This window comes from Paenibacillus sp. EKM10P (genome assembly GCF_011800655.1).
Taxonomy (GTDB): domain Bacteria; phylum Bacillota; class Bacilli; order Paenibacillales; family Paenibacillaceae; genus Paenibacillus; species Paenibacillus polymyxa.
The window spans coordinates 74292-94446 of the sequence record NZ_JAALET010000008.1; the positions used below are offsets into that span (position 1 = coordinate 74292).

Annotated in this window: 15 protein-coding genes and 2 riboswitches; of the genes, 12 read left to right on the forward strand and 3 right to left on the reverse strand. The window is 47.6% G+C overall.

Annotated features, from left to right (window positions below; all coding sequences use genetic code 11):
* Positions 1-8 precede the first annotated feature (8 nt).
* The 10 genes from HFE01_RS18130 to ptsP all read left to right on the forward strand — a co-directional run bounded on the left by HFE01_RS18130 (position 9) and on the right by ptsP (position 12908).
* Positions 9-1187, forward strand: a complete 1179-nt coding sequence (locus HFE01_RS18130) for a galactokinase (protein WP_029515173.1) — start codon at positions 9-11, stop codon at positions 1185-1187.
* 1 nt (position 1188) lies between these two features.
* Positions 1189-2178 carry a UDP-glucose 4-epimerase GalE gene (gene galE / locus HFE01_RS18135; RefSeq protein ID WP_107734581.1) on the forward strand — a complete coding sequence of 330 codons (990 nt, stop codon included), beginning with the start codon at positions 1189-1191 and terminating at the stop codon, positions 2176-2178.
* A 17-nt stretch (positions 2179-2195) separates the two neighbouring features.
* Positions 2196-3839, forward strand: a complete 1644-nt coding sequence (locus HFE01_RS18140; RefSeq protein ID WP_107734582.1) for a UDP-glucose--hexose-1-phosphate uridylyltransferase — start codon at positions 2196-2198, stop codon at positions 3837-3839.
* A gap of 185 nt (positions 3840-4024) precedes the next feature.
* Positions 4025-5188, forward strand: a complete 1164-nt coding sequence (locus HFE01_RS18145) for an iron-containing alcohol dehydrogenase (protein ID WP_019688299.1) — start codon at positions 4025-4027, stop codon at positions 5186-5188.
* A 173-nt stretch (positions 5189-5361) separates the two neighbouring features.
* Positions 5362-5880, forward strand: a complete 519-nt coding sequence (locus tag HFE01_RS18150; RefSeq protein ID WP_013372583.1) for an NfeD family membrane protein — start codon at positions 5362-5364, stop codon at positions 5878-5880.
* A 48-nt stretch (positions 5881-5928) separates the two neighbouring features.
* Positions 5929-7464 (forward strand): flotillin family protein, encoded by a 1536-nt coding sequence (locus HFE01_RS18155; protein WP_019688298.1) that lies wholly within the window; start codon positions 5929-5931, stop codon positions 7462-7464.
* A 192-nt stretch (positions 7465-7656) separates the two neighbouring features.
* A complete protein-coding gene (gene glcT / locus HFE01_RS18160) occupies positions 7657-8532 on the forward strand; it encodes a glucose PTS transporter transcription antiterminator GlcT (RefSeq protein WP_019688297.1) in 876 nt (291 codons plus the stop codon).
* Between the two features lie 239 nt (positions 8533-8771).
* Positions 8772-10817: a glucose-specific PTS transporter subunit IIBC gene (gene ptsG, locus HFE01_RS18165; protein WP_016819061.1), complete on the forward strand. Its 2046-nt coding sequence runs from the start codon at positions 8772-8774 to the stop codon at positions 10815-10817.
* 110 nt (positions 10818-10927) lie between these two features.
* Positions 10928-11203, forward strand: a complete 276-nt coding sequence (locus HFE01_RS18170) for an HPr family phosphocarrier protein (protein WP_007431597.1) — start codon at positions 10928-10930, stop codon at positions 11201-11203.
* On the forward strand, positions 11196-12908 hold the full coding sequence (ptsP, locus tag HFE01_RS18175) for a phosphoenolpyruvate--protein phosphotransferase (RefSeq protein WP_016819060.1): 1713 nt from the start codon (positions 11196-11198) through the stop codon (positions 12906-12908). Before HFE01_RS18170 ends, ptsP begins: the two co-directional genes overlap by 8 nt.
* Positions 12909-13036: 128 nt before the next feature.
* On the opposite strand, the gene gcvPB is transcribed toward ptsP, so the two are convergent.
* The 3 genes from gcvPB to gcvT all read right to left on the reverse strand — a co-directional run bounded on the left by gcvPB (position 13037) and on the right by gcvT (position 17109).
* Positions 13037-14533, reverse strand: coding sequence for an aminomethyl-transferring glycine dehydrogenase subunit GcvPB (gene gcvPB / locus HFE01_RS18180; RefSeq protein WP_019688296.1), 1497 nt, complete (start codon positions 14531-14533; stop codon positions 13037-13039).
* Positions 14530-15885 (reverse strand): aminomethyl-transferring glycine dehydrogenase subunit GcvPA, encoded by a 1356-nt coding sequence (gcvPA, locus tag HFE01_RS18185; RefSeq protein WP_019688295.1) that lies wholly within the window; start codon positions 15883-15885, stop codon positions 14530-14532. Before gcvPA ends, gcvPB begins: the two co-directional genes overlap by 4 nt.
* Positions 15886-16008: 123 nt before the next feature.
* A complete protein-coding gene (gene gcvT, locus HFE01_RS18190; RefSeq protein ID WP_019688294.1) occupies positions 16009-17109 on the reverse strand; it encodes a glycine cleavage system aminomethyltransferase GcvT in 1101 nt (366 codons plus the stop codon).
* Positions 17110-17188: 79 nt separating this feature from the next.
* A riboswitch (glycine riboswitch) is annotated at positions 17189-17285 on the reverse strand.
* A 13-nt stretch (positions 17286-17298) separates the two neighbouring features.
* Positions 17299-17372, reverse strand: a riboswitch (glycine riboswitch).
* A gap of 408 nt (positions 17373-17780) precedes the next feature.
* On the opposite strand from gcvT, the gene gcvH reads away from it, so the two are divergent.
* Together gcvH and HFE01_RS18200 are read left to right on the forward strand one after the other, a co-directional pair.
* Positions 17781-18179, forward strand: a complete 399-nt coding sequence (gene gcvH, locus HFE01_RS18195) for a glycine cleavage system protein GcvH (protein WP_016819056.1) — start codon at positions 17781-17783, stop codon at positions 18177-18179.
* A gap of 418 nt (positions 18180-18597) precedes the next feature.
* Positions 18598-20076 carry a PTS mannitol transporter subunit IIBC gene (locus HFE01_RS18200; RefSeq protein WP_019688293.1) on the forward strand — a complete coding sequence of 493 codons (1479 nt, stop codon included), beginning with the start codon at positions 18598-18600 and terminating at the stop codon, positions 20074-20076.
* Positions 20077-20155: the final 79 nt, after the last annotated feature.

Genomic DNA, 20155 nt, shown 5'->3' on the forward strand with positions numbered 1-20155 from the left:
ATGCGGATATGAACTCTACTGAATTAAAGAAACATTTTATTGAAAAATATGGTGAAAGCAGCAATGAACTGCTGATATTTCATGCACCTGGGCGCGTCAATCTGATTGGAGAGCATATCGACTATAATGGTGGTTATGTACTCCCGGCTGCGCTGGAATTTGGTACGACGCTGATCCTTCGTGCGCGCAATGATGACCAAATTCATTTTGCTTCGACAAACCTGTCGTACGAAGTGCCTATCCCCCGCGGAGAGATAGGTAAAAGCAAAACGGATGAGTGGGTGGATTATCCGGTGGGTGTGCTGGTGGAGTTGGCTCAAAAGGGAGTGTATCCTTCTAGCGGATACGATCTGCTCTATCATGGAGAAATACCGAACGGAGCTGGATTATCCTCCTCAGCCTCGATTGAGGTCGTGACCGGCTACGCTTTCCTGACTACCGAGAAGCAGAAAACCGACACAGTCGAAATTGCTTTGTTATCCCAGCGTGCAGAAAACAATTACGTGGGTGTCAATTGCGGCATTATGGACCAGTTCGCTGTAGCGAACGGAGCGGCTGATCATGCAATTCTGCTGATGTGCGATACGCTGGAGTACCGTAAAGTGCCATTCCGCACGGGAGCTTATAAGCTTGTGATCGGCAATACAAATAAGCGCCGCGGTTTGGTAGATTCAGCCTATAACGAGCGTCGCAGTCAGTGTGCCGAAGCGCTGTCCATTCTGCAGCAGCAGGAGTCGTCATTGGAATACCTTGCACAGCTGGATGAGGCTCGGTTTGGAGAGCTCCAGCATCATATTGCAGATGAAACAGTTCGCCGCCGGGCACAGCATGTGGTGGAGGAAAACGCTCGTGTGCTGGCCTCTGTCGAAGCTCTCGCGGCGAATGAACTTGCAGCTTTCGGTCAGTTAATGAACGCTTCTCACGATTCATTACGTGACCTGTATGAGGTCAGCTGCACCGAGCTGGATGTTATGGTGGAAGAAGCACGACGCATTCCTGGCACGCTGGGTGCTCGCATGACAGGGGCTGGGTTTGGAGGTTGTACGGTTTCATTGGTTCATGAGGACGATGTGGAACGTTTTGTGAAGGAAGTCGGCGAAGCTTATCAGACCCGTACAGGGCTGGAAGCCAGCTTTTATGTATGCAAGGCAGGAGACGGAGTTAAAGAACTGAAGGAGGACGAATAACATGGCCATTTTAGTCACAGGTGGAGCTGGATATATCGGTTCGCATACCGTAGCAGAACTGTTGGATCTGGGAGAAGAAGTTGTTGTGCTGGATAACTTGCAAACCGGACACAAAGGAGCATTACTTGGAGGCAAGTTGTATGAAGGTGATTTGAGAGATAAAGAACTTCTGTCCAAACTGTTCTCTGAAAATAAAATCGACGCTGTTATTCATTTTGCAGCCAACTCGCTGGTTGGGGAAAGCATGCAAAATCCTGGGAAGTATTATGACAACAATGTATTTGGTACGTTGAGCTTACTGGAGGCGATGAAAGATGCCGGCGTAAGCAAGATCGTATTTTCCTCAACTGCCGCTACCTATGGTGAACCGGAAAAGGTGCCGATTGAAGAAGGTGACCGTACTGAGCCAACTAACGTGTATGGTGAAACAAAGCTGATGATGGAGCGCATGATGTCCTGGTTTGATAAAGTATTAGGCATCAAATACGTGTCTTTACGGTATTTTAATGCGGCTGGTGCCCATGAGAGCGGCAAAATCGGTGAAGATCACCGACCAGAAAGCCATCTGATCCCATTGGTGCTCCAGACAGCATTAAAACAGCGTCCACATATCGCTGTGTTTGGTGAGGATTATGCGACACCTGATGGTACGTGTGTCCGTGATTACATTCATGTAAGTGATTTGGCGGATGCTCATGTGCGCGCAGTGAATTACTTGCGTAAAGGTAATGACAGCAACATATTCAATCTGGGCAACGGGCAGGGCTTCTCTGTGAAGGAAGTTATTGAAACGGCACGCAAGGTTACTGGACTCGACATTCCAGTTGTGACAGAACCCCGCCGTGCAGGCGATCCAGCAATATTGGTTGCATCTTCTGACAAGGCCCGTTCGGTGCTGGGCTGGAGTCCAAAACGTACCCAACTGGAGGATATTATTAGCGGAGCATGGGGATGGCATCAGTCGCATCCTCAAGGCTACGGCGACGAATAGACGGGAGACGATGACATATGAGCGAGCGCCAATCTGTAGATAAAGACCAAGACCGGGAACTTTCCCGGCACCTGGCCCATGACATCGACGAAACTGTACAGCAATCGGCTCTATATGCGGTGGAGCAACTGGTTGCATTCGCACATAAGAAGGGCTTGATTGGTCTGCAAGATACGGATTACAGTCGTAATCTGCTATTGGAGCAGTTCGGGTTTTCGGAGCCTTATTCCGGTGGGGAAGCAGGGGGCATTATTGCCCCCGAAGCTCTCCAGCCTGTGCTTAATGTATTGATAGATTATGGTTTTGCCATAGGGCTTATCCCTGAAAACACGGATACGTATCGTGATTTGCTGGATTCCAAAATCATGGGTCAGCTAATGGCGAGACCGTCTGAAGTCATCCGTGACTTTCATCAAACGGAGGCTGAACGTGGTATAGAAGCGGCTACAGATGCTTTTTATCAATTATCCATAGATTCGAACTACATTCGAATGGATCGGGTAGCCAGCAATGTGTACTGGAATCAGTCAACGCCTTACGGAGATATGGAAATTACGATTAATTTGTCCAAGCCAGAAAAAAGTCCCAAGGAAATTGCAATGGCGAAGCTTTTACCGCCGCCTGTTTACCCCAAATGTCAATTGTGCCGTGAAAACGTTGGATATGCCGGGAGGGTAAACCATCCGTCCCGTCAAAATTTGCGTATTATTCCGGTCGAATTGAATGGGGAACCGTGGTTTTTTCAATATTCACCTTATGTGTATTACAACGAGCATTGCATTGTGTTCCATCATGATCATGTACCCATGAAGCTTACAAAGGATACGCTGCGGCGGTTGCTGGCCTTTACGAAAGCGTTTCCGCATTATTTCATTGGCTCTAATGCGGATCTGCCTATTGTCGGAGGGTCGATCCTAACTCATGATCATTTTCAGGGTGGTCGTCATACATTCCCAATTGAAAAAGCGGATGTGGACGGCGTATACCATAATGAAGAGTTTCCGCAGGTTACGGCAGGTATTGTAAACTGGCCGATGTCGGTCATTCGTTTTACGTCAACAGATCCCGACGCACTGTTGGAGGCGGGGAATGCTGCTTTTGAAGCCTGGAAGGGTTATAGTGATCCATCGGTAGACGTTCTCTCTCATACCGAGCTGGAGGGGGAAACGATTCCGCATAATACAGTAACGCCGATTGTGCGCCGGGATTCTGAAAGAAGATATCAGATGGATCTCGTACTGCGGAACAATCGAACGAGTGAAGAATATCCGGAAGGTATTTTCCATCCCCATCGCGAGATGCATCATATCAAAAAGGAAAATATCGGTCTGATCGAGGTGATGGGGCTTGCCATCTTACCAGGTCGACTCAAGGATGAGCTGGATGGAATTGCTGATATCTTGTGTGGGGACGACGAATTGGCCGTGGCTATGCAGCAGGAAGGACATCCACTGTTTAAGCATGCAGACTGGATTTACCAGTTGAATACCCGGTTCGGTCGTCTGTCTGATAAGGAGACGGCTGTTCGTACCGTACAAAATGAGGTTGGACTGAAATTCAGTGAAATTTTAGAGCACGCAGGAGTGTATAAACGGAATCCATCCGGTCAGCAAGCGTTTGGCCGTTTTATGAAACAATTGGGCTATACCTTGGGAGAATAAAGTTGCTTATGTTTCCACATAATACAATACGAGAACCCTCCCAAGATGTGAAATGTAACCATACTCCTTAAGGAGTATGGTTTTTTTTCTGAAAATAAAGCAATTTGTTTCCTGTAACCATAAAGGTTATAATAGAGTAGTTTCTTAACATTAAACTTTAGAAATATTGGAGGCGAACGTTTGCGATGAAAGCATTCGAATTTTATAATCCCACACAATTGATCTTCGGTAAAGGACAATTGGAGGCTCTCAAGCGTGAAGTTCCTAAATATGGAAAACGTGTACTGCTTGTATATGGCGGCGGCAGCATTAAGCGCAGCGGTTTGTACGATAATGTAATAAAATTGCTTGGTGAAATTGGTGCAGAGGTAACAGAACTGGCGGGTGTAGAACCAAATCCTCGCTTGTCTACGGTACATAAGGGTGTTGAATTGTGTAAAACAAATCAAATCGACCTTGTACTGGCTGTGGGCGGTGGTAGTGTACTGGATTGCTCCAAAGCTATTGCTGTCGGTGCAAAATATGATGGGGACATGTGGGATTTTGCAGAGCGTAAAGCGGCTCCCAAAGCAGCCTTGCCATTAGGTACGGTTCTGACCATGGCTGCAACCGGCTCTGAAATGAACGCAGGTTCTGTTATTACAAACGAAAAAACTCAGGAAAAATTGGGCTGGGGTAGCGTACATGCGTTTCCTGCGTTTTCCATTCTTGATCCGGTGAACACATACTCTCTGCCACAAAATCAAACGGTTTACGGAATTGTGGATATGATGTCACATACGCTCGAGCATTATTTCCATTTGGAATCCAATACTCCGGTTCAATTGGGCTGGTGTGAAACGATTTTGCGTACGGTCATAGATGCGGCGCCGGGACTGGTTAACAATCTGGAAAACTACGAGCTGCGTGAAACCATTATGTATTGTGGTACGATGGCACTGAACGGCTTCCTGAACATGGGGCTGACAGGTGACTGGGCTACGCATAATATTGAGCATGCTGTGTCTGCTGTTTATGATATTCCGCATGGTGGAGGACTGGCTATTCTGTTCCCGAACTGGATGAAACATAACCTGCATGTGAAGCCTGAACGCTTCAAACAGCTGGCTGTGAATGTGTTCCATGTAAACCCAGAAGGTAAGAGTGATGAAGAAGTAGCGTTGGAGGGTATTCAAGCGTTGCGTGATTTCTGGAGCTCGATTGGTGCACCAAGCCGTCTGGCTGATTACGATATTGATGCGTCCCAAATTGATGTAATGGCTGATAAAGCTGTGAAATTCGGACCTTTCGGTGGCTTTAACAAGCTCAATCGCGAAGATGTAGTCGAAATTTACAAAGCATCCCTGTAAACAGCGGTTGGAGCATAATAGGCACGTTTGTGCGTCATTAGACGTACGAACGTGCTTTTTTGGGTTTAATTTGGAATATAGGAGGTAAATTTTGAAACTTTTTAAGGTTGAATACGTAAACATAGTTATAGACTGGAAACCAGACTGAAAAGGTGCATGGAAGGAGGAGTCGCATGGAAACCTTATTTTGGTGGTTATTGGCAGGAGGGGCAATCTTTACCGTGGTTAGCGTGTTGATCGGGGATGTACTCGGTAGCTGGCTGGATGGGGCGTTAGAACTGCCGGGCCTTGATTGGTTCAGACCTGTCGTTCTACTTGGGGCTATGACTGCTTTTGGCGGGGCTGGAGTACTACTGACAAAGTATACTGGGCTGACCATGGGCTGGGTCGTTGTGCTTGCTTTAGGGATTGCACTTGTTATTGGAGTGCTAGTGTTTTTTGCGTTTATCAAGCCTATGGCGAATTCAGAGGTATCCAGTGGCTTCTCAATGCGTGAACTAACTGGCAGAATCGGTGAGGTCACCATTCCTGTACCTGAGGTTGGTTACGGGGAAGTTATGATCCGCTTGGGTGCAGGCAACACCATACATACAGCATCTAGCTTTGATCACAAACCGCTTGCTGCGGGAACCCGTATTGTCGTGGTTGAGGTCGCAGAGGGCGTCGTCCGCGTAGCGTACCTGGACACATAGACGGCGCATTCGCTTAACTTGAAGGGAGCGTGATCGGGAGTGTCAAGTTTGCAAGATATTGTGTTGATCCCTGGAATTGTTGTCATTGTTATTGTCATATTAGGGATTGCTTTTTGGGCCCGTTACAAAACGGTAGGACCGGATGAAGGAATGATTGTGACAGGTTCTTTTCTGGGAAATAAAAATATTTCCGAGGATGATTCTGGTCGCAAGATTAAAATTGTACGTGGTGGGGGCGCTTTCATTTGGCCTATTTTCCAGCAGTCCGAATTTATCTCTCTGTTGTCTCACAAATTGGACGTAACTACACCGGAAGTATATACAGAGCAAGGAGTACCCGTGATTGCGGATGGTGTGGCGATCATCAAGGTTGGCAGTTCCATTGAGGATGTAGCCACAGCAGCCGAGCAGTTCATCGGAAAGCCGCTGGAAGCGCTTAGAGGAGAGGCTCAAGAAGTGCTGGAGGGACATTTGCGGGCAATCCTCGGCTCCATGACGGTAGAGGAAGTATATCGTAATCGGGATCGGTTTGCGCAGGAAGTACAGGGCGTGGCTGCGCGCGATCTGAAAAAGATGGGCTTGCAGATCGTTTCATTCACCATCAAAGACGTGCGTGATAAACATGGGTATCTGGATGCGCTTGGTAAGCCGAGAATTGCTGCTGTGAAAAGGGATGCAGAGATTGCAGAAGCCGAGGCAGTGCGGGATGCCCGAATTCAGAAGGCACAAGCAGAACAGGAAGGACAGAAGGCCGAGCTGTTGCGGGATACGAATATTGCCGAGGCAGCCAAGGAGAAGGAACTGAAGGTGGCTTCGTTTAAGAAAGAACAGGATACTGCCAGAGCAGAAGCCGATCAGGCTTATCACATTCAGGAGGCCCGTGCCAAGCAGACTGCCGTCGAAGAACAGATGAAAGTCGAGTTGGTACGTAAGGAACGGGAGATTGATATTCAAGCCAAGGAAATACAGGTACGTGAAAAGCAATATGATGCGGAAGTGAAAAAGAAGGCGGAAGCCGATCGGTACGCAGTAGAACAAGCGGCGGAAGCTGACAAATCGCGTAAAATGCGTGAGGCGGAATCGCTGCAATACTCGATTGAAACACAGGCTAAAGCGTCAGCTGAACAAAAACGTCTAAACGGGCAAGCAGAAGCGGATGCAGAACGGGCCAAAGGTACAGCCGATGCAGATGTCATCCGTTTGCGTGGTCTCGCGGAAGCTGAGGCCAAGGAAAAACTGGCGGAGGCGTTCCAGAAGTTTGGAGAGGCCGCCGTGCTCGATATTATCGTGAAAATGCTGCCGGATTTGGCCGGACGCATTGCCGAACCGATTGCATCCATTGATAAACTGACTGTTGTGGATACGGGTAAAGGGGAAGGGGCAACGCGTGTCAGCAATTATATCACCGAACTGATGGCGACGGCTCCTGAGATGCTTAAGAGTGTATCCGGTATTGATGTAGAGCAGTTGATCAAGGGACTAACCACTGGAAAAAAAGGCATTCATTCCGTACCTTCCTCCGATGATGCGAACAAGCTACACAATCCAGCCTCGGTTGAGGTGGCACTAACGGATAAAGAATAACGCTAAGCCTTTGGGGAGTAGATTCTCAGCCTTCAAAAGAACGCTTTTCATCACAGCATTTCCTGGAAATTGTGATGAAAAGCGTTTTCTTTTTATTGACCTTTAGCGGAATATTTGGTACTTTAACGTGGATTCCTCTGAGCTTCATGCTATAATTCTTAGGATCAAGGTTCTGATAAAAGAGGTGCGGATGTGAGCAGCCTAAAAGTGGCCAAAGCGCTGAATAACAATGTGATTATAGGGATGCATCCCGAGCATGATGAGGTTGTTGTGATTGGAAAAGGAATCGGTTTCAATCGCAGAGCTGGCGATCTTATCTCGTTGGATTCAGTTGAAAAATTATTTATATTAAAAAGCCATGAAGAGCAGGAGCAATACAAACGATTGCTTCCTGAGCTGGATGAAAAGCTCATTGAGGTCATCGGTGAGGTGCTTCATCTTGTTCAGCTTCAAGCAAAGAAGCCTCTAAATGAGCACATACTGATAGCTTTAACTGACCATATTGCCTTCTCCATCAACCGTCAAAAACAGGGGATTACGATTCATAATCCATTCTTGTATGAAACTAGGGAAATATATCCTCAGGAATACAAGATGGCTGAGCAGGCTGTTGCTTTGATCAAGGACAAGATGGACGTGGATCTGGGAGAAGATGAAATCGGATTCGTAGCTCTGCATATTTATAGTGCTATGACGAACCAACATATCTCCGAGGTTAGGAAGGATTCTCGTCTGATTGCTGACATGGTTCAGGTTGTCGAGACGACACTGGATTATCGAATTCCTCTCCAATCCCTTGATTATTCTCGACTGCTGACTCATCTGAGGTTTGCGATTGAACGTGTACGACGAGGAGAAATTGTGCAGGAGATTTACCGATTGGACAAGCTTTTGAATGAAGAATATCCAGAAATGTATATGCTGGCCTGGAAACTTACGAAGATTATGGAGAAAAGGCTACGTAAACCGGTGTATCCAGCTGAAGTTAGCTATTTAACGATGCATCTGCAGCGTTTGTCCCAACGCAAGGAGCAGGGAGAGCAACAAACTGTGATAAAACCCGAGTAAAAAAGTATTGCCTCGCATTTAGCGTGGTGCTATAATCAATTTTGCAATGAGGAAGACAACAACTAAACATTTTAACGTGTTACTGATTCGATCAGGCATGAGTTGTTTTAAGTTATGATTGTTTACAGCCTACTGGGGTATGCTATATCTCAAGGTTGTGTTCAAACATACTTAAATCGGCTCATGCCTTTTTTGTTGTTTTGCCTCTGTTCTAAATTTCAGAGAAGGATGTGGAAGGTATGTTCAAAAAGCTTTTCGGCGTTTTACAGCGTGTCGGTAAAGCGTTAATGCTTCCAGTAGCCATTTTGCCAGCTGCGGGGCTTTTATTGGGTATCGGCAACATGCTGGTCAATCCTGATTTTCTCCAGTACATCCCTGCGTTAAATGCGGGCTGGGTTCAATCGGTAGCGACAATCATGATGAACGCCGGACAAATTGTTTTTGATAATCTGGCGCTGTTGTTTGCAGTCGGCGTAGCCGTCGGTCTGGCGGGCGGCGAAGGTGTAGCAGGTTTGGCTGCGATCATCGGTTACCTCGTAATGAACATTACGCTGGGTACAGCTGTAGGTGTTACACCTGGTCTGATTGCTCAAAAAGTACCGGGTTATGCGAATGTGTTGGGTATTCCTACACTTCAAACCGGGGTGTTCGGCGGGATTATCATCGGTATACTGGCCGCTGCTATGTACAACCGATTTTTCAAAATCGAGCTTCCTTCGTACCTGGGCTTTTTTGCGGGTAAGCGCTTTGTTCCAATTGCAACGGCAGTATCTTCACTGATTGTCGGACTGGCACTGGTTTTGATCTGGCCCCCAGTTCAACAAGGGCTTAACGCAGTATCTCACTTTATGGTGTATTCCAACCCGACTTTGTCGGCGTTCCTGTTCGGGGTTATCGAACGTGCGCTCATTCCGTTTGGTTTGCATCACATCTGGTACTCACCGTTCTGGTTTGAGTTTGGTGAATATGTGAACAAAGCAGGTCAAACCATTCACGGTGACCAGCAGATCTTCTTCAATCAGCTTCGCGACGGCGTGGCACTGACAGCAAGTACGTTCCAAGTAGGTAAGTTCCCATTCATGATGTTCGGATTACCGGCAGCAGCACTTGCGATGTATCATGAAGCAAGACCGGAACACAAAAAATATGTAGCAGGTATCATGGGTTCAGCTGCCTTGACTTCGTTCCTGACAGGTATTACGGAGCCACTGGAATTTTCCTTCCTGTTCGTAGCTCCATTGCTGTTTGCAGTACACTGTGTATTTGCAGGTTTGTCATTTATGACGATGCAAATTTTGAATGTTAAAATCGGTATGACGTTCTCAGGTGGATTTATTGACTTCCTGATATTCGGGATTATTCCAACCCGTACGCCATGGTGGTATGTAATTATCGTCGGTCTGATTTTGGCGGTTATTTACTACTTCGGATTCCGATTCATCATACGGAAATTCAACTTGAAGACACCAGGACGTGAAGAAGCTACAGATAATGTGGAGGGTGCAGCAAGCGGTAGCAGTGACGAGCTTCCACATAACATTTTGGCTGCTTTCGGTGGTTCATCGAATATCAAGCATCTGGATGCATGTATTACACGTCTTCGGATCGAAGTTAATGAAAAATCAAACGTGGATAAAGCTCGTCTGAAACAACTTGGCGCTTCAGGTGTCCTTGAAGTTGGTAACAATGTACAGGCGATCTTCGGTACCCGTTCCGATACGATTAAAACCCAAATGGCTGATATCATGGCAGGACGTACACCTGCACCTGCTCCTTCAGAACCAGCTCCACAAGAGGAAAAGGAAGCCGGAGAACAAAAGCAAACAATCGTTGTGGAAGATATCGTGATGCCAGTAAACGGTGAATTGGTTGACATCTCGACCGTTCCCGATCCGGTCTTTGCAGAACGCATGACAGGTGATGGATTTGCAGTTGTGCCAAATGATGGAACCATTGTTTCTCCTGTTTATGGTAAAGTATTTAATGTATTCCCAAGCAAGCATGCGGTTGGTATTCAATCCGATGGTGGTAAAGAAGTGCTTGTTCATATCGGGGTGAATACAGTGAAGCTTAAAGGTCAAGGATTTGACGTTTTGGTGAACGAAGGCGATCTTGTGTCAGCCGGCCAGCCTATTATGAAAGTAGACCTGGAATACGTGAAGGCAAACGCTAAATCCATCATCTCACCTGTCATTTTTACCAACCTTCCAGAAGGATCTTCGGTAACTTTAAACAAAACTGGAGTATTGAAGGCTGGCGAAGATGGTATAATTACGATAAAATAAACTCTATGTGTTTCGGATTAGTTGATTAGGCGGCTTAGGCCGTCTGATCAATTATCTGGTATGCTGCGTGTAAACAAATATTATTTTTAGGAAAGTGGGAGGAACAAATTATGCAAACAACTTTTAGAATTACGGATGAAGACGGTATCCATGCACGTCCTGCAACTGCGCTGGTAAATACAGCTAACAAATTCAGCGGTGCTGAATCTTTCGCCGAAGCTAACGGTAAAAAAGTAACTTTGAAATCCATTCTGGGTGTATTGTCTCTTGGTCTGGAACAAGGGGATACTATTAACATTATCTGCGAAGGCGCTGAAGCTGCTGAAGCATTGAAAGCTCTTGAAAATGTAATCGTTAACGAAGGGCTGGGCGAAATTCATGCTTAAAATTTCCGGGATTGCCGCTTCGGCAGGCATAGCCATTGCCCGGGCGTTTATCTTGGAGCATCCGAATTACGCTGTAGAGAGACGCGCGGTTGGTGATGTTGAAGCTGAAATCGCAAGATTGGATGCGGCTTTGGCACAATCTCAAACCGAATTGGAATCGATTAAGGAGAAAACGCTTCGTGAGCTGGGTGAGAAAAAAGCAGAAATTTTTGCATCTCACCTCCTCATTCTGAATGATCCTGAATTGATCGATCCGGTTAAAGCTAAAATCAGAGACGAGCAGCTTAATGCTGACTATGCTTTGAATGAAGTAGCTACACAGTTTATTTCCATGTTTGAGAACATGAAAAGTGCATATTTGCAAGAACGCGCATCGGACATGCGTGATGTAACCAAACGGGTGCTCAATCATCTGCTTGGTGTTCATTTTGTCAGCCCTGCAGAAATTGCCGAAGAAACGATTGTACTTGCAGAAGATTTGACACCTTCCGACACAGCTCAGCTGAACCGTGAATTTGTTAAGGGTTTTGCAACGAATATCGGCGGACGCACTTCACACTCGGCTATTATGGCTCGTTCATTAGAAATTCCTGCTGTTGTAGGAACAAAAAATATATTGTCTCAAGCTAAAAGCGGCGATTTGATTATCGTCGATGGTCTGGATGGTCACGTGTTCGTGAATCCTACCGAAGAAATCGTTGCAGAATACCGCGCTAAACAAGTGGCATATGACAAGCAACGCGAAGAGTGGCGTAAGCTGCGCGGCGAAGCTACGGTTTCCGTCGATGGTGTCCATGTCGAACTGGCAGCCAATATTGGTACGCCTAACGATGTAGCTGGTGTTCTAGACAACGGTGGTGAAGGCGTTGGCTTGTATCGTACGGAGTTCTTGTACATGGGACGCGACAAGCTCCCATCCGAAGAAGTACAATATACAGCTTACAAAACGGTTCTGGAAAGAATGGAAGGCAAACCGGTTGTAGTCCGTACTTTGGACATCGGTGGAGATAAAGAACTTCCTTATCTGGATCTGCCGAAAGAAATGAATCCGTTCCTCGGATTCCGTGCTATTCGTCTGTGTCTGGATCGCCAGGATATTTTCCGCACTCAATTGCGTGCTTTGTTGCGTGCAAGCGTGCACGGTAACCTGCGCATTATGTTCCCAATGATTGCTACGCTGAACGAATTCCGTGAAGCTAAAGCTGTTTTGTTGGAGGAAAAAGAAAAGTTGGTAGCCGAGGGTGTATCCGTATCTGAAGAAATTCAGCTGGGCATCATGGTAGAAATTCCTTCCACAGCGGTATTGGCTGACCAATTCGCAAAAGAAGTGGATTTCTTCAGTATCGGTACTAACGATCTGATTCAATACACCATGGCAGCGGATCGTATGAACGAGCGGGTTTCTTACCTGTATCAACCATATAATCCATCCATTTTGCGTCTGGTGAAAATGGTTATTGATGCCGCTCACCGTGAAGGACGTTGGGTTGGTATGTGTGGTGAAATGGCAGGAGACACAACAGCAATTCCGTTGCTGCTGGGTCTGGGACTGGATGAGTTCAGCATGAGCGCAACTTCCATTCTGCCAGCACGTAGTCAAATCTCTAAGTTGTCCCGTGCGGACATGGAGAAATTGGCTGCAAAAGCTCTGGATATGCAAACAGCCGAGCAGGTTGTTGAATTGGTTCAAAGCATCGAAGCATAAGGAAGGGCATCACATTTTCAAAGGTTATATCTTTTTCCAACAAAAATTGCTGTATACATACAGCAGCCGGTATCTCAACAGATACCGGCTTTTTTGTATGCTTTGGATGGTTGTGTTTGAATTTAACCTTAACTACATGCGCAATTCAGCACAGGCTTACGGGCTGCAGTGGTTTCATCCAGGCGTGTGACTGGAGTGGTATAGGGTGCATTGAGCACCAGCTCAGGGTTCTCCTCGGCTTCGCGCGCAATATGAATCATAGTGTCGACAAAAGCATCCAGCGTCTCTTTGCTTTCTGTTTCCGTCGGCTCGATCATGATGCATTCCTCTACATTTAGCGGAAAATAAATGGTAGGCGGATGGTAACCGAAATCAAGCAATCGTTTGGCTACATCCAGCGTGCGTACTCCAAATTTCTTCAAACCTCGCCCCGACATGACAAATTCGTGTTTACAATGCCCAGGATAAGGCAGGTCAAAGTGCGGAGCCAGCCGATGCATCATGTAGTTGGCATTGAGTACAGCGCATTCGGACACTCGCTTCAAGCCATCAGGACCGTAGCTGCGGATATAGGCATAGGCTCGGACGAGAATGCCGAAGTTTCCGTAAAAGGCTTTGACCCGCCCAATAGAATCTCCCTGCTCCCGATCCCAGCGGTACACACCCTGCGAATCACGTACGACAAACGGCTTGGGCAAATAGGGTATCAGCCGCTGCTTTACGCCGACGGGTCCAGCGCCAGGGCCGCCTCCACCGTGCGGAGTACTCATCGTTTTGTGCAAATTGAGATGCACCACATCGAAGCCCATGTCCCCGGGGCGGGTAATCCCCATGATGGCATTGGAGTTTGCCCCGTCATAGTAAAGCAGACCACCTGCGTCATGCACGATCGCGGCAATGTCAGTAATTTGCTTCTCGAACAAGCCCAGCGTGTTCGGATTGGTCAGCATGAGCGCAGCGGTGTCGTTGCCTACCGCTTGGCGGAGCGCGTCCAGATCCACCAGCCCCTCAGGGGTGGAGGGAAGGGTGATTGTTTCGAAGCCCGCGACGGTTGCACTGGCGGGGTTCGTACCGTGCGAGGAATCCGGCACGAGCACCTTGGTACGTCGCTCACCACGTGCCTCGTGGTACGAGCGAATCATCATCAGCCCGGTCCATTCGCCATGGGCGCCAGCAGCGGGCTGGAGCGTGACGGCATCCATGCCGGTCAACGCAGCCAGATCGTTTTGGAGCGTATGCAGCAGCTCCATAGCCCCCTGGATGCTATTCTCCGGCTGATATGGATGAATTTTAGCGAAGCCTGCGTAACGGGCGACATCCTCATTCACTTTTGGATTGTATTTCATCGTACACGAGCCAAGCGGATAAAACCCGTTGTCGACGCCGAAGTTGCGCTGGGACAGGGCGGTATAATGGCGAATAACATCTACTTCGTATACCTCGGGTAATGCCGCAGGTTCGCTGCGCAGCGCATAATCCGGCAAAAGCTCTGCCACCGGGCGACGAGGAACGTCGCACTCGGGAAGGGAATAAGCGATGCGACCCGGACGGCTCAATTCAAAAATGAGCGCTTGATCGTGTTCCTTCAACAGCTCTTGTTTCTGGTCCGGTCCGGTGTGTGTCATAGCAATCCCTCCAAGGTGTGTACAAATTGGTCAATCTCTTCTTTGGTTCTTTGCTCCGTCACGGCAATCAGCATGTGACCCGCAAGTTCCGGATAGTCCCGGCCCAAATCATAGCCTGCGATAAATCCGGCAGCTAGCAGATTGTCCTGAAGTTGGCTCACATCCGTACCTTCAGGCAGCCTAAGGGCAAACTCGTTAAAGGTCGGTGCGTGAAATGAGGCAGTTACGCCTTTCAAGCTCAGCAATTGTTCTAACGCATAGCGGCTTTTATGCAAATTCAGCTCGGCTACTTCCTGGATGCCCTGTCTCCCCATGACGGACAAGTACACAGATGCAGATAATGCAAGCAACGCTTGATTGGAGCAAATGTTAGACGTGGCCTTTTCGCGGCGGATATGCTGTTCCCGCGCTTGCAAGGTCAGCACGAAGCCGCGTTTGCCGTTACGGTCTGTGGTTTGGCCTACGATACGCCCAGGGATACGACGCATATGTGCCTGAGAAACGGCAAAGTAACCGCAGGTCGGACCGCCGAGGGAGGACGAGATCCCAAGCGGCTGCGCGTCTCCTACAACAATATCCGCGCCCTGCTTGCCGGGCGCCTCCAGCAAGCCAAGTGCCAATGGGTTGGCACTGACGACCATTAGCCCCTTGTGTGCATGGATCAGGTCAGCCATCGGCTTCAGATTTTCCACGGCTCCAAAAAAGTTGGGGCTTTGGATCAAGACAGCCGCCGTCTGTTCCGATACGGCCGCGGCAAGCGCATCGACATCCGTTACGCCGTCCGAACAGCCGATCTCCACGATGTCCAAGTCCAATCCGCGCGCATAGGCTGCCAATACCTGGCGTGCCTCTGGATGGACAGACCTTGATACAATAAGCTGTTTACGGCGCGTGGCTGCGGCGGCCAGTGAGCCCGCTTCCGCCAGAGCTGTCGCTCCATCGTACATACTGGCATTAGCTACTGCCATGCCTGTCAATTCGCAAATATACGACTGAAATTCAAAAATGGCTTGCAGCTCGCCCTGGCTTACTTCCGGCTGATAGGGGGTGTAGGCTGTGTAAAATTCGGAACGTGAGGTGATGTGCTGAATGACGGACGGAATATGATGATCATAAATACCTGCACCAAGAAAGCTGGCATGTGTATCTGTATTGGCATTGTGCCCGGCCAGCTCGGCCATGTGGCGAGTTAGGGCTCTTTCGTCGAGCCGAGAGGAAAGAGGGAGTTCCCCTTGGTATCGAATTGCCTCTGGAATGTCACTGAATAAATCATCAATGGATGATACGCCCACCACACGCAGCATTTCGGTTTGATCTTGTTCGGTCATGGGGAGATAGCGATGCTGCTTCATAAGTTCTGGCTCCTTTCGAAAAGCAAAATTTAGATAGTAAATTAGCTAATACATAATCGTAGTTGGAAAATCCAGAATTTCGTATCTGACATGATCGCTTTTTTAGAGTGAAGAGGATTAAGATCAGCGTGACCGTTTATAAAAGGGGGCTGGGACCACTTCCGCACGCAGGCGTTTACCTCGAATTTCGACCTCTAACGGTGTAGATAGGGTGCTAAAACGACTGTCCACCAGGGCTAGCCCCAAATTACGCTTCAAGGTGGGCGATTGAGTCCCCGTTGTGACCTCACCAATGTGTTGGCCTTCCGCGAAGACTGGATAATGAGCGCGCGGGATACCGCGGTCAATCATTTCCAGCCCGATCAACTTGCGAGGAATTCCTTGTTCTTTCTGGTGTTGCAGTGCTTCTCTGCCGATAAAATCTCCTTTATTCAGCTTGACGAAGAAACCTAAACCAGCCTCAAGCGGTGAAATGGTGGCAGATAACTCTTGTCCGTACAGCGGCAGCCGTGCCTCAAACCGCAGTGTATCGCGAGCACCAAGCCCAGCGGGAATTAGCCCATACGATTCACCGCAACGAAGCAAACCATTCCACACGGCGGGTGCTTCCTCAGCAGGTATATAAAATTCAAAACCGTCTTCCCCGGTATATCCGGTTCGGGAGACGAGTGCTTTTGCTCCGAACAATTGCACGTTCTCATGGAATCGGAAAGATGCCAGATTCGTAATATCTGCATCTGTCACGGCTGCGGCAATATGTGCTGCTTCCGGTCCTTGTAATGCCAGCAATGCGATCGCATCAGACACATTCTCCAGATGAACCGATGCAGGTACGTGGCGCATGAGCCAATCCCAATCTTTGTCGATGTTGGAGGCATTCACAACGAGCATGTAGCGCTCTGGTCCTTTGCAGTATACAAGCAAGTCATCCACTACGCCTCCATCGGGGTAACACAGGAGTGAATATTGTGCCTGGCCCGGTTCCAACTGGCTGACATCATTCGTGGTTACCCATTGCAAAAAAGCCTCGGCTTCTTTGCCCTCAACCAAAAACTCGCCCATGTGCGAGACATCGAATAAACCCGCGCGTTGCCGGACGGCCTCATGCTCTTTTTGGATGCCGCTAAACTGAACGGGAAGCTCCCACCCGCCAAAGTCAATACAACGAACCCCGGGCTGCGTCCCGTAGGACGAAAATAATGGTGTTCTTCGCAAATTAGACATTTTTTCACTCCTATCCAGTGTAATCGGCTAAACAAAAAAGACAGGCTGAAAGAAACGTATAGACGGCAGTCCATACTCTTCTTTCAGCTCTGTCCTTGATACCAGAAAGTTACCCCGGTGTGAACCAGGTTTCCCCTTGGGTGATCCGCTCTAATCGCGAATGCTCTCCAGAGATGCGTCCGGCAGAGGTCCTTTTGCCTGAGAGATTCACCTGCAATGCAAGTTTACTCCTTCGGCGCTACCTTTTGGATCAACGGTAGGTTACCCGGTTTTGCAGGTAACAACTTGATCCGAGTTCGCGTGCACAACTGTCTCAGAAACGACAACAGCTATGCGAATCTTTTGGGTAGTCTCTCCCTCCGCGTTCATCCGCGTTTGCAGTTGTCGGGGTATTTCCAAAAGCATTTGCTATAACCCATTAATACGCAAATTCATTCAAAATGTCAATAAAAATGTCATATAAAACAATCCAAAAAACATTTAATGTATAAATAAGGATATGTAAGCGTTTGTTACAAGTTATCATTTTTTAATATTCTATGCTATATGAGATAACATGAAGTATTTTTGTTAGTATTATTGACATGAGTGTTCATGTTGTCATAATCTTAACCTGTCTAATACAGGTGATTAAAAGCATTTTATTCATGTGGAAGTGAGGCGAAAGCAGGATGAGTGAAGTGAAACGGGAACTTTGGTATACAGACGAACATGAGTGGGTTCAGCGCACAGCAGACGGGACGTTGCGGATCGGCATTACAGACTTTGCACAGCATCAACTGGGTGATATTGTTTTTGTGGAATTACCTGGGGCGGGAGCAACGATTGAACAGGGGGCAGAGATTGGTACAATTGAATCGGTGAAGACCGTATCCGACCTTTTTGCTCCGGTGGCGGGAACCGTATTGAAAGTAAATGAAGCTCTGGAAAGCACACCTGAGCTGGTGAATGAATCTCCCTATGAAAAGGGTTGGATGATTGAAGTAGAGATGGGCAATGATGTCGAGGAAGCTCTGAGCAAGCTGCTGTCTGCGGATCAGTACGAGCAGTTGATTTCGGATGAACAATAATGAGCAATATAAGATGGAATATTAGCGCTTTATTCTAAATTTTTATATGGATATTGAATTGAATAAAAGCATCGTTAGTCCGCTCGTTTTGTGTATATAATAGTCGCTATGATCTGACATGGCGGCTATTTTTTTGTTGTCTTTTAGAAGGCGTAATTACGTCGATTATTAGATTTAGAGGTGAGCTCCTCTACATAAGGTGCAGATTTACAGCACTGTTTTTTCGACTAATTTCTATTGTTATCGTTCATATTAAGAAGAATTATGCAGGTATAATACGTTATTTTAAATTTAAATGTTGTCATCAACGTTCATGACGAAAGTACGTTTTCATTTCGTTGATGAAGATAGCGCTGTCATTTAGTATGAATTTTAAGAAAAGGTAGTGATGCTATTTACTCACAAGGAGGATATGAATATGAGCACAGTGGACACAAAGTCCAGTCCAAACGGTGGCGCTCGTGTCGCCGTACAACGTTTTGGCCGTTTTCTCAGCGGTATGGTGATGCCGAATATGGGAGCCTTTATTGCGTGGGGATTAATTACAGCACTCTTTATTCCGACCGGGTGGTTCCCGAACGAGGGTTTTGCACAACTGGTTGATCCGATGAAAAATTATTTGCTGCCGCTGCTGATCGGTTACACAGGAGGCACGATGATTCACGGACAGCGCGGAGGTGTGATCGGTGCCATTATGACGATGGGTGTCATTGTGGGGGCCGATATCCCGATGTTCCTGGGTGCGATGGTAGCTGGTCCGCTGGCTGCATGGATATTGAAGAAGTTCGATAAGGCCATTGAAGGCAAAGTCAGATCAGGCTTTGAAATGCTGGTCAATAATTTCTCGGCTGGGATTATCGGTGCCATTCTAGCACTGCTAGCGCATGTAGCGATCGGTCCGGTCGTTCAAACCATCAGCCAAGTATTGTCGACAGGGGTACAGTTTCTCGTAAATGCAGGGCTCTTGCCGCTTGTCAACCTCATTATTGAGCCCGGAAAAGTATTATTTCTTAACAACGCATTGAATCACGGAGTATTGAGCCCGATTGCGTTGGAGGAAGCTGCAAGAACAGGAAAATCCGTTTTGTTCATGCTTGAATCCAATCCTGGTCCGGGGCTCGGCATTTTGCTGGCCTATTGCCTGTTCGGTAAAGGCTCTGCGAAGTCGTCTGCTCCTGGTGCAGTTATCATTCATTTTTTCGGCGGGATTCATGAAATTTATTTCCCTTACATTTTGATGAAGCCGATTCTAATTCTCGCTGCTATAGCAGGGGGCGTTGTGGGAACCTTCTGTTTTATGTTGACAGGTGCCGGACTGGTTGCTGCTCCTTCACCAGGCAGTATCATTGCTTATTTCCTGATGACACCAAAAGGCGGGTATTTGCCGATGCTGAGCGGTGTAATCGCTGCTGCAGTCGTATCCTTTGCTGTTGCCGCAGTATTGCTCAAGACAGGTAAGCAAAAGGAAGAGGGGCTGGAGGAAGCTGCATCCCGCCTGAAAGATATGAAAAATCAAAGCAAGGGTGCAAGTGCTAACGCCACTGTAATGGAAGATAACCACGCATCTGATCGTGCTGCTGAGATTGCCGGAGATCGAATGCTCAAGGATAAATCCGAAGTGAACAAAATTGTCTTTTCCTGTGATGCAGGTATGGGTTCAAGTGCCATGGGAGCTTCAATTTTACGCAAAAAAATGAAACAGGCGGGCGTGGGCGTTACGGTAACGAATACGGCAATCAGTGAAATTCCACAGGATGCAGACATTGTCATTACGCAAAAAACATTAACAGACCGGGCTAAAACGGTAGCCCCGAATGCTGAGCACATTTCCATTGACAATTTTCTGAAAAGCCCTGAATACGAAGCGCTGGTTGACCGTCTGAAATCCGACTCTTAATCCCTATAAAGTCAGCCGTCTGTGTACAGTTTGTATTTCCTGCTGAAAGGGAATAGAGCTTGGGAAGGAACGGTATGCG

What these genes read in the sequence shown, in the direction of transcription:
- ptsP (WP_016819060.1), top strand. Translation starts at nt 11,196, where the DNA reads ATGCTTAAAATTTCCGGGATTGCCGCTTCGGCAGGCATAGCCATTGCC.
- gcvPB (WP_019688296.1), bottom strand. Translation starts at nt 14,533, where the DNA reads ATGACACACACCGGACCGGACCAGAAACAAGAGCTGTTGAAGGAACAC.
- gcvT (WP_019688294.1), bottom strand. Translation starts at nt 17,109, where the DNA reads ATGTCTAATTTGCGAAGAACACCATTATTTTCGTCCTACGGGACGCAG.
- ptsG (WP_016819061.1), top strand. Translation starts at nt 8,772, where the DNA reads ATGTTCAAAAAGCTTTTCGGCGTTTTACAGCGTGTCGGTAAAGCGTTA.
- gcvPA (WP_019688295.1), bottom strand. Translation starts at nt 15,885, where the DNA reads ATGAAGCAGCATCGCTATCTCCCCATGACCGAACAAGATCAAACCGAA.
- galE (WP_107734581.1), top strand. Translation starts at nt 1,189, where the DNA reads ATGGCCATTTTAGTCACAGGTGGAGCTGGATATATCGGTTCGCATACC.
- HFE01_RS18200 (WP_019688293.1), top strand. Translation starts at nt 18,598, where the DNA reads ATGAGCACAGTGGACACAAAGTCCAGTCCAAACGGTGGCGCTCGTGTC.
- HFE01_RS18150 (WP_013372583.1), top strand. Translation starts at nt 5,362, where the DNA reads ATGGAAACCTTATTTTGGTGGTTATTGGCAGGAGGGGCAATCTTTACC.
- HFE01_RS18140 (WP_107734582.1), top strand. Translation starts at nt 2,196, where the DNA reads ATGAGCGAGCGCCAATCTGTAGATAAAGACCAAGACCGGGAACTTTCC.
- HFE01_RS18130 (WP_029515173.1), top strand. Translation starts at nt 9, where the DNA reads ATGAACTCTACTGAATTAAAGAAACATTTTATTGAAAAATATGGTGAA.
- HFE01_RS18170 (WP_007431597.1), top strand. Translation starts at nt 10,928, where the DNA reads ATGCAAACAACTTTTAGAATTACGGATGAAGACGGTATCCATGCACGT.
- HFE01_RS18145 (WP_019688299.1), top strand. Translation starts at nt 4,025, where the DNA reads ATGAAAGCATTCGAATTTTATAATCCCACACAATTGATCTTCGGTAAA.
- gcvH (WP_016819056.1), top strand. Translation starts at nt 17,781, where the DNA reads ATGAGTGAAGTGAAACGGGAACTTTGGTATACAGACGAACATGAGTGG.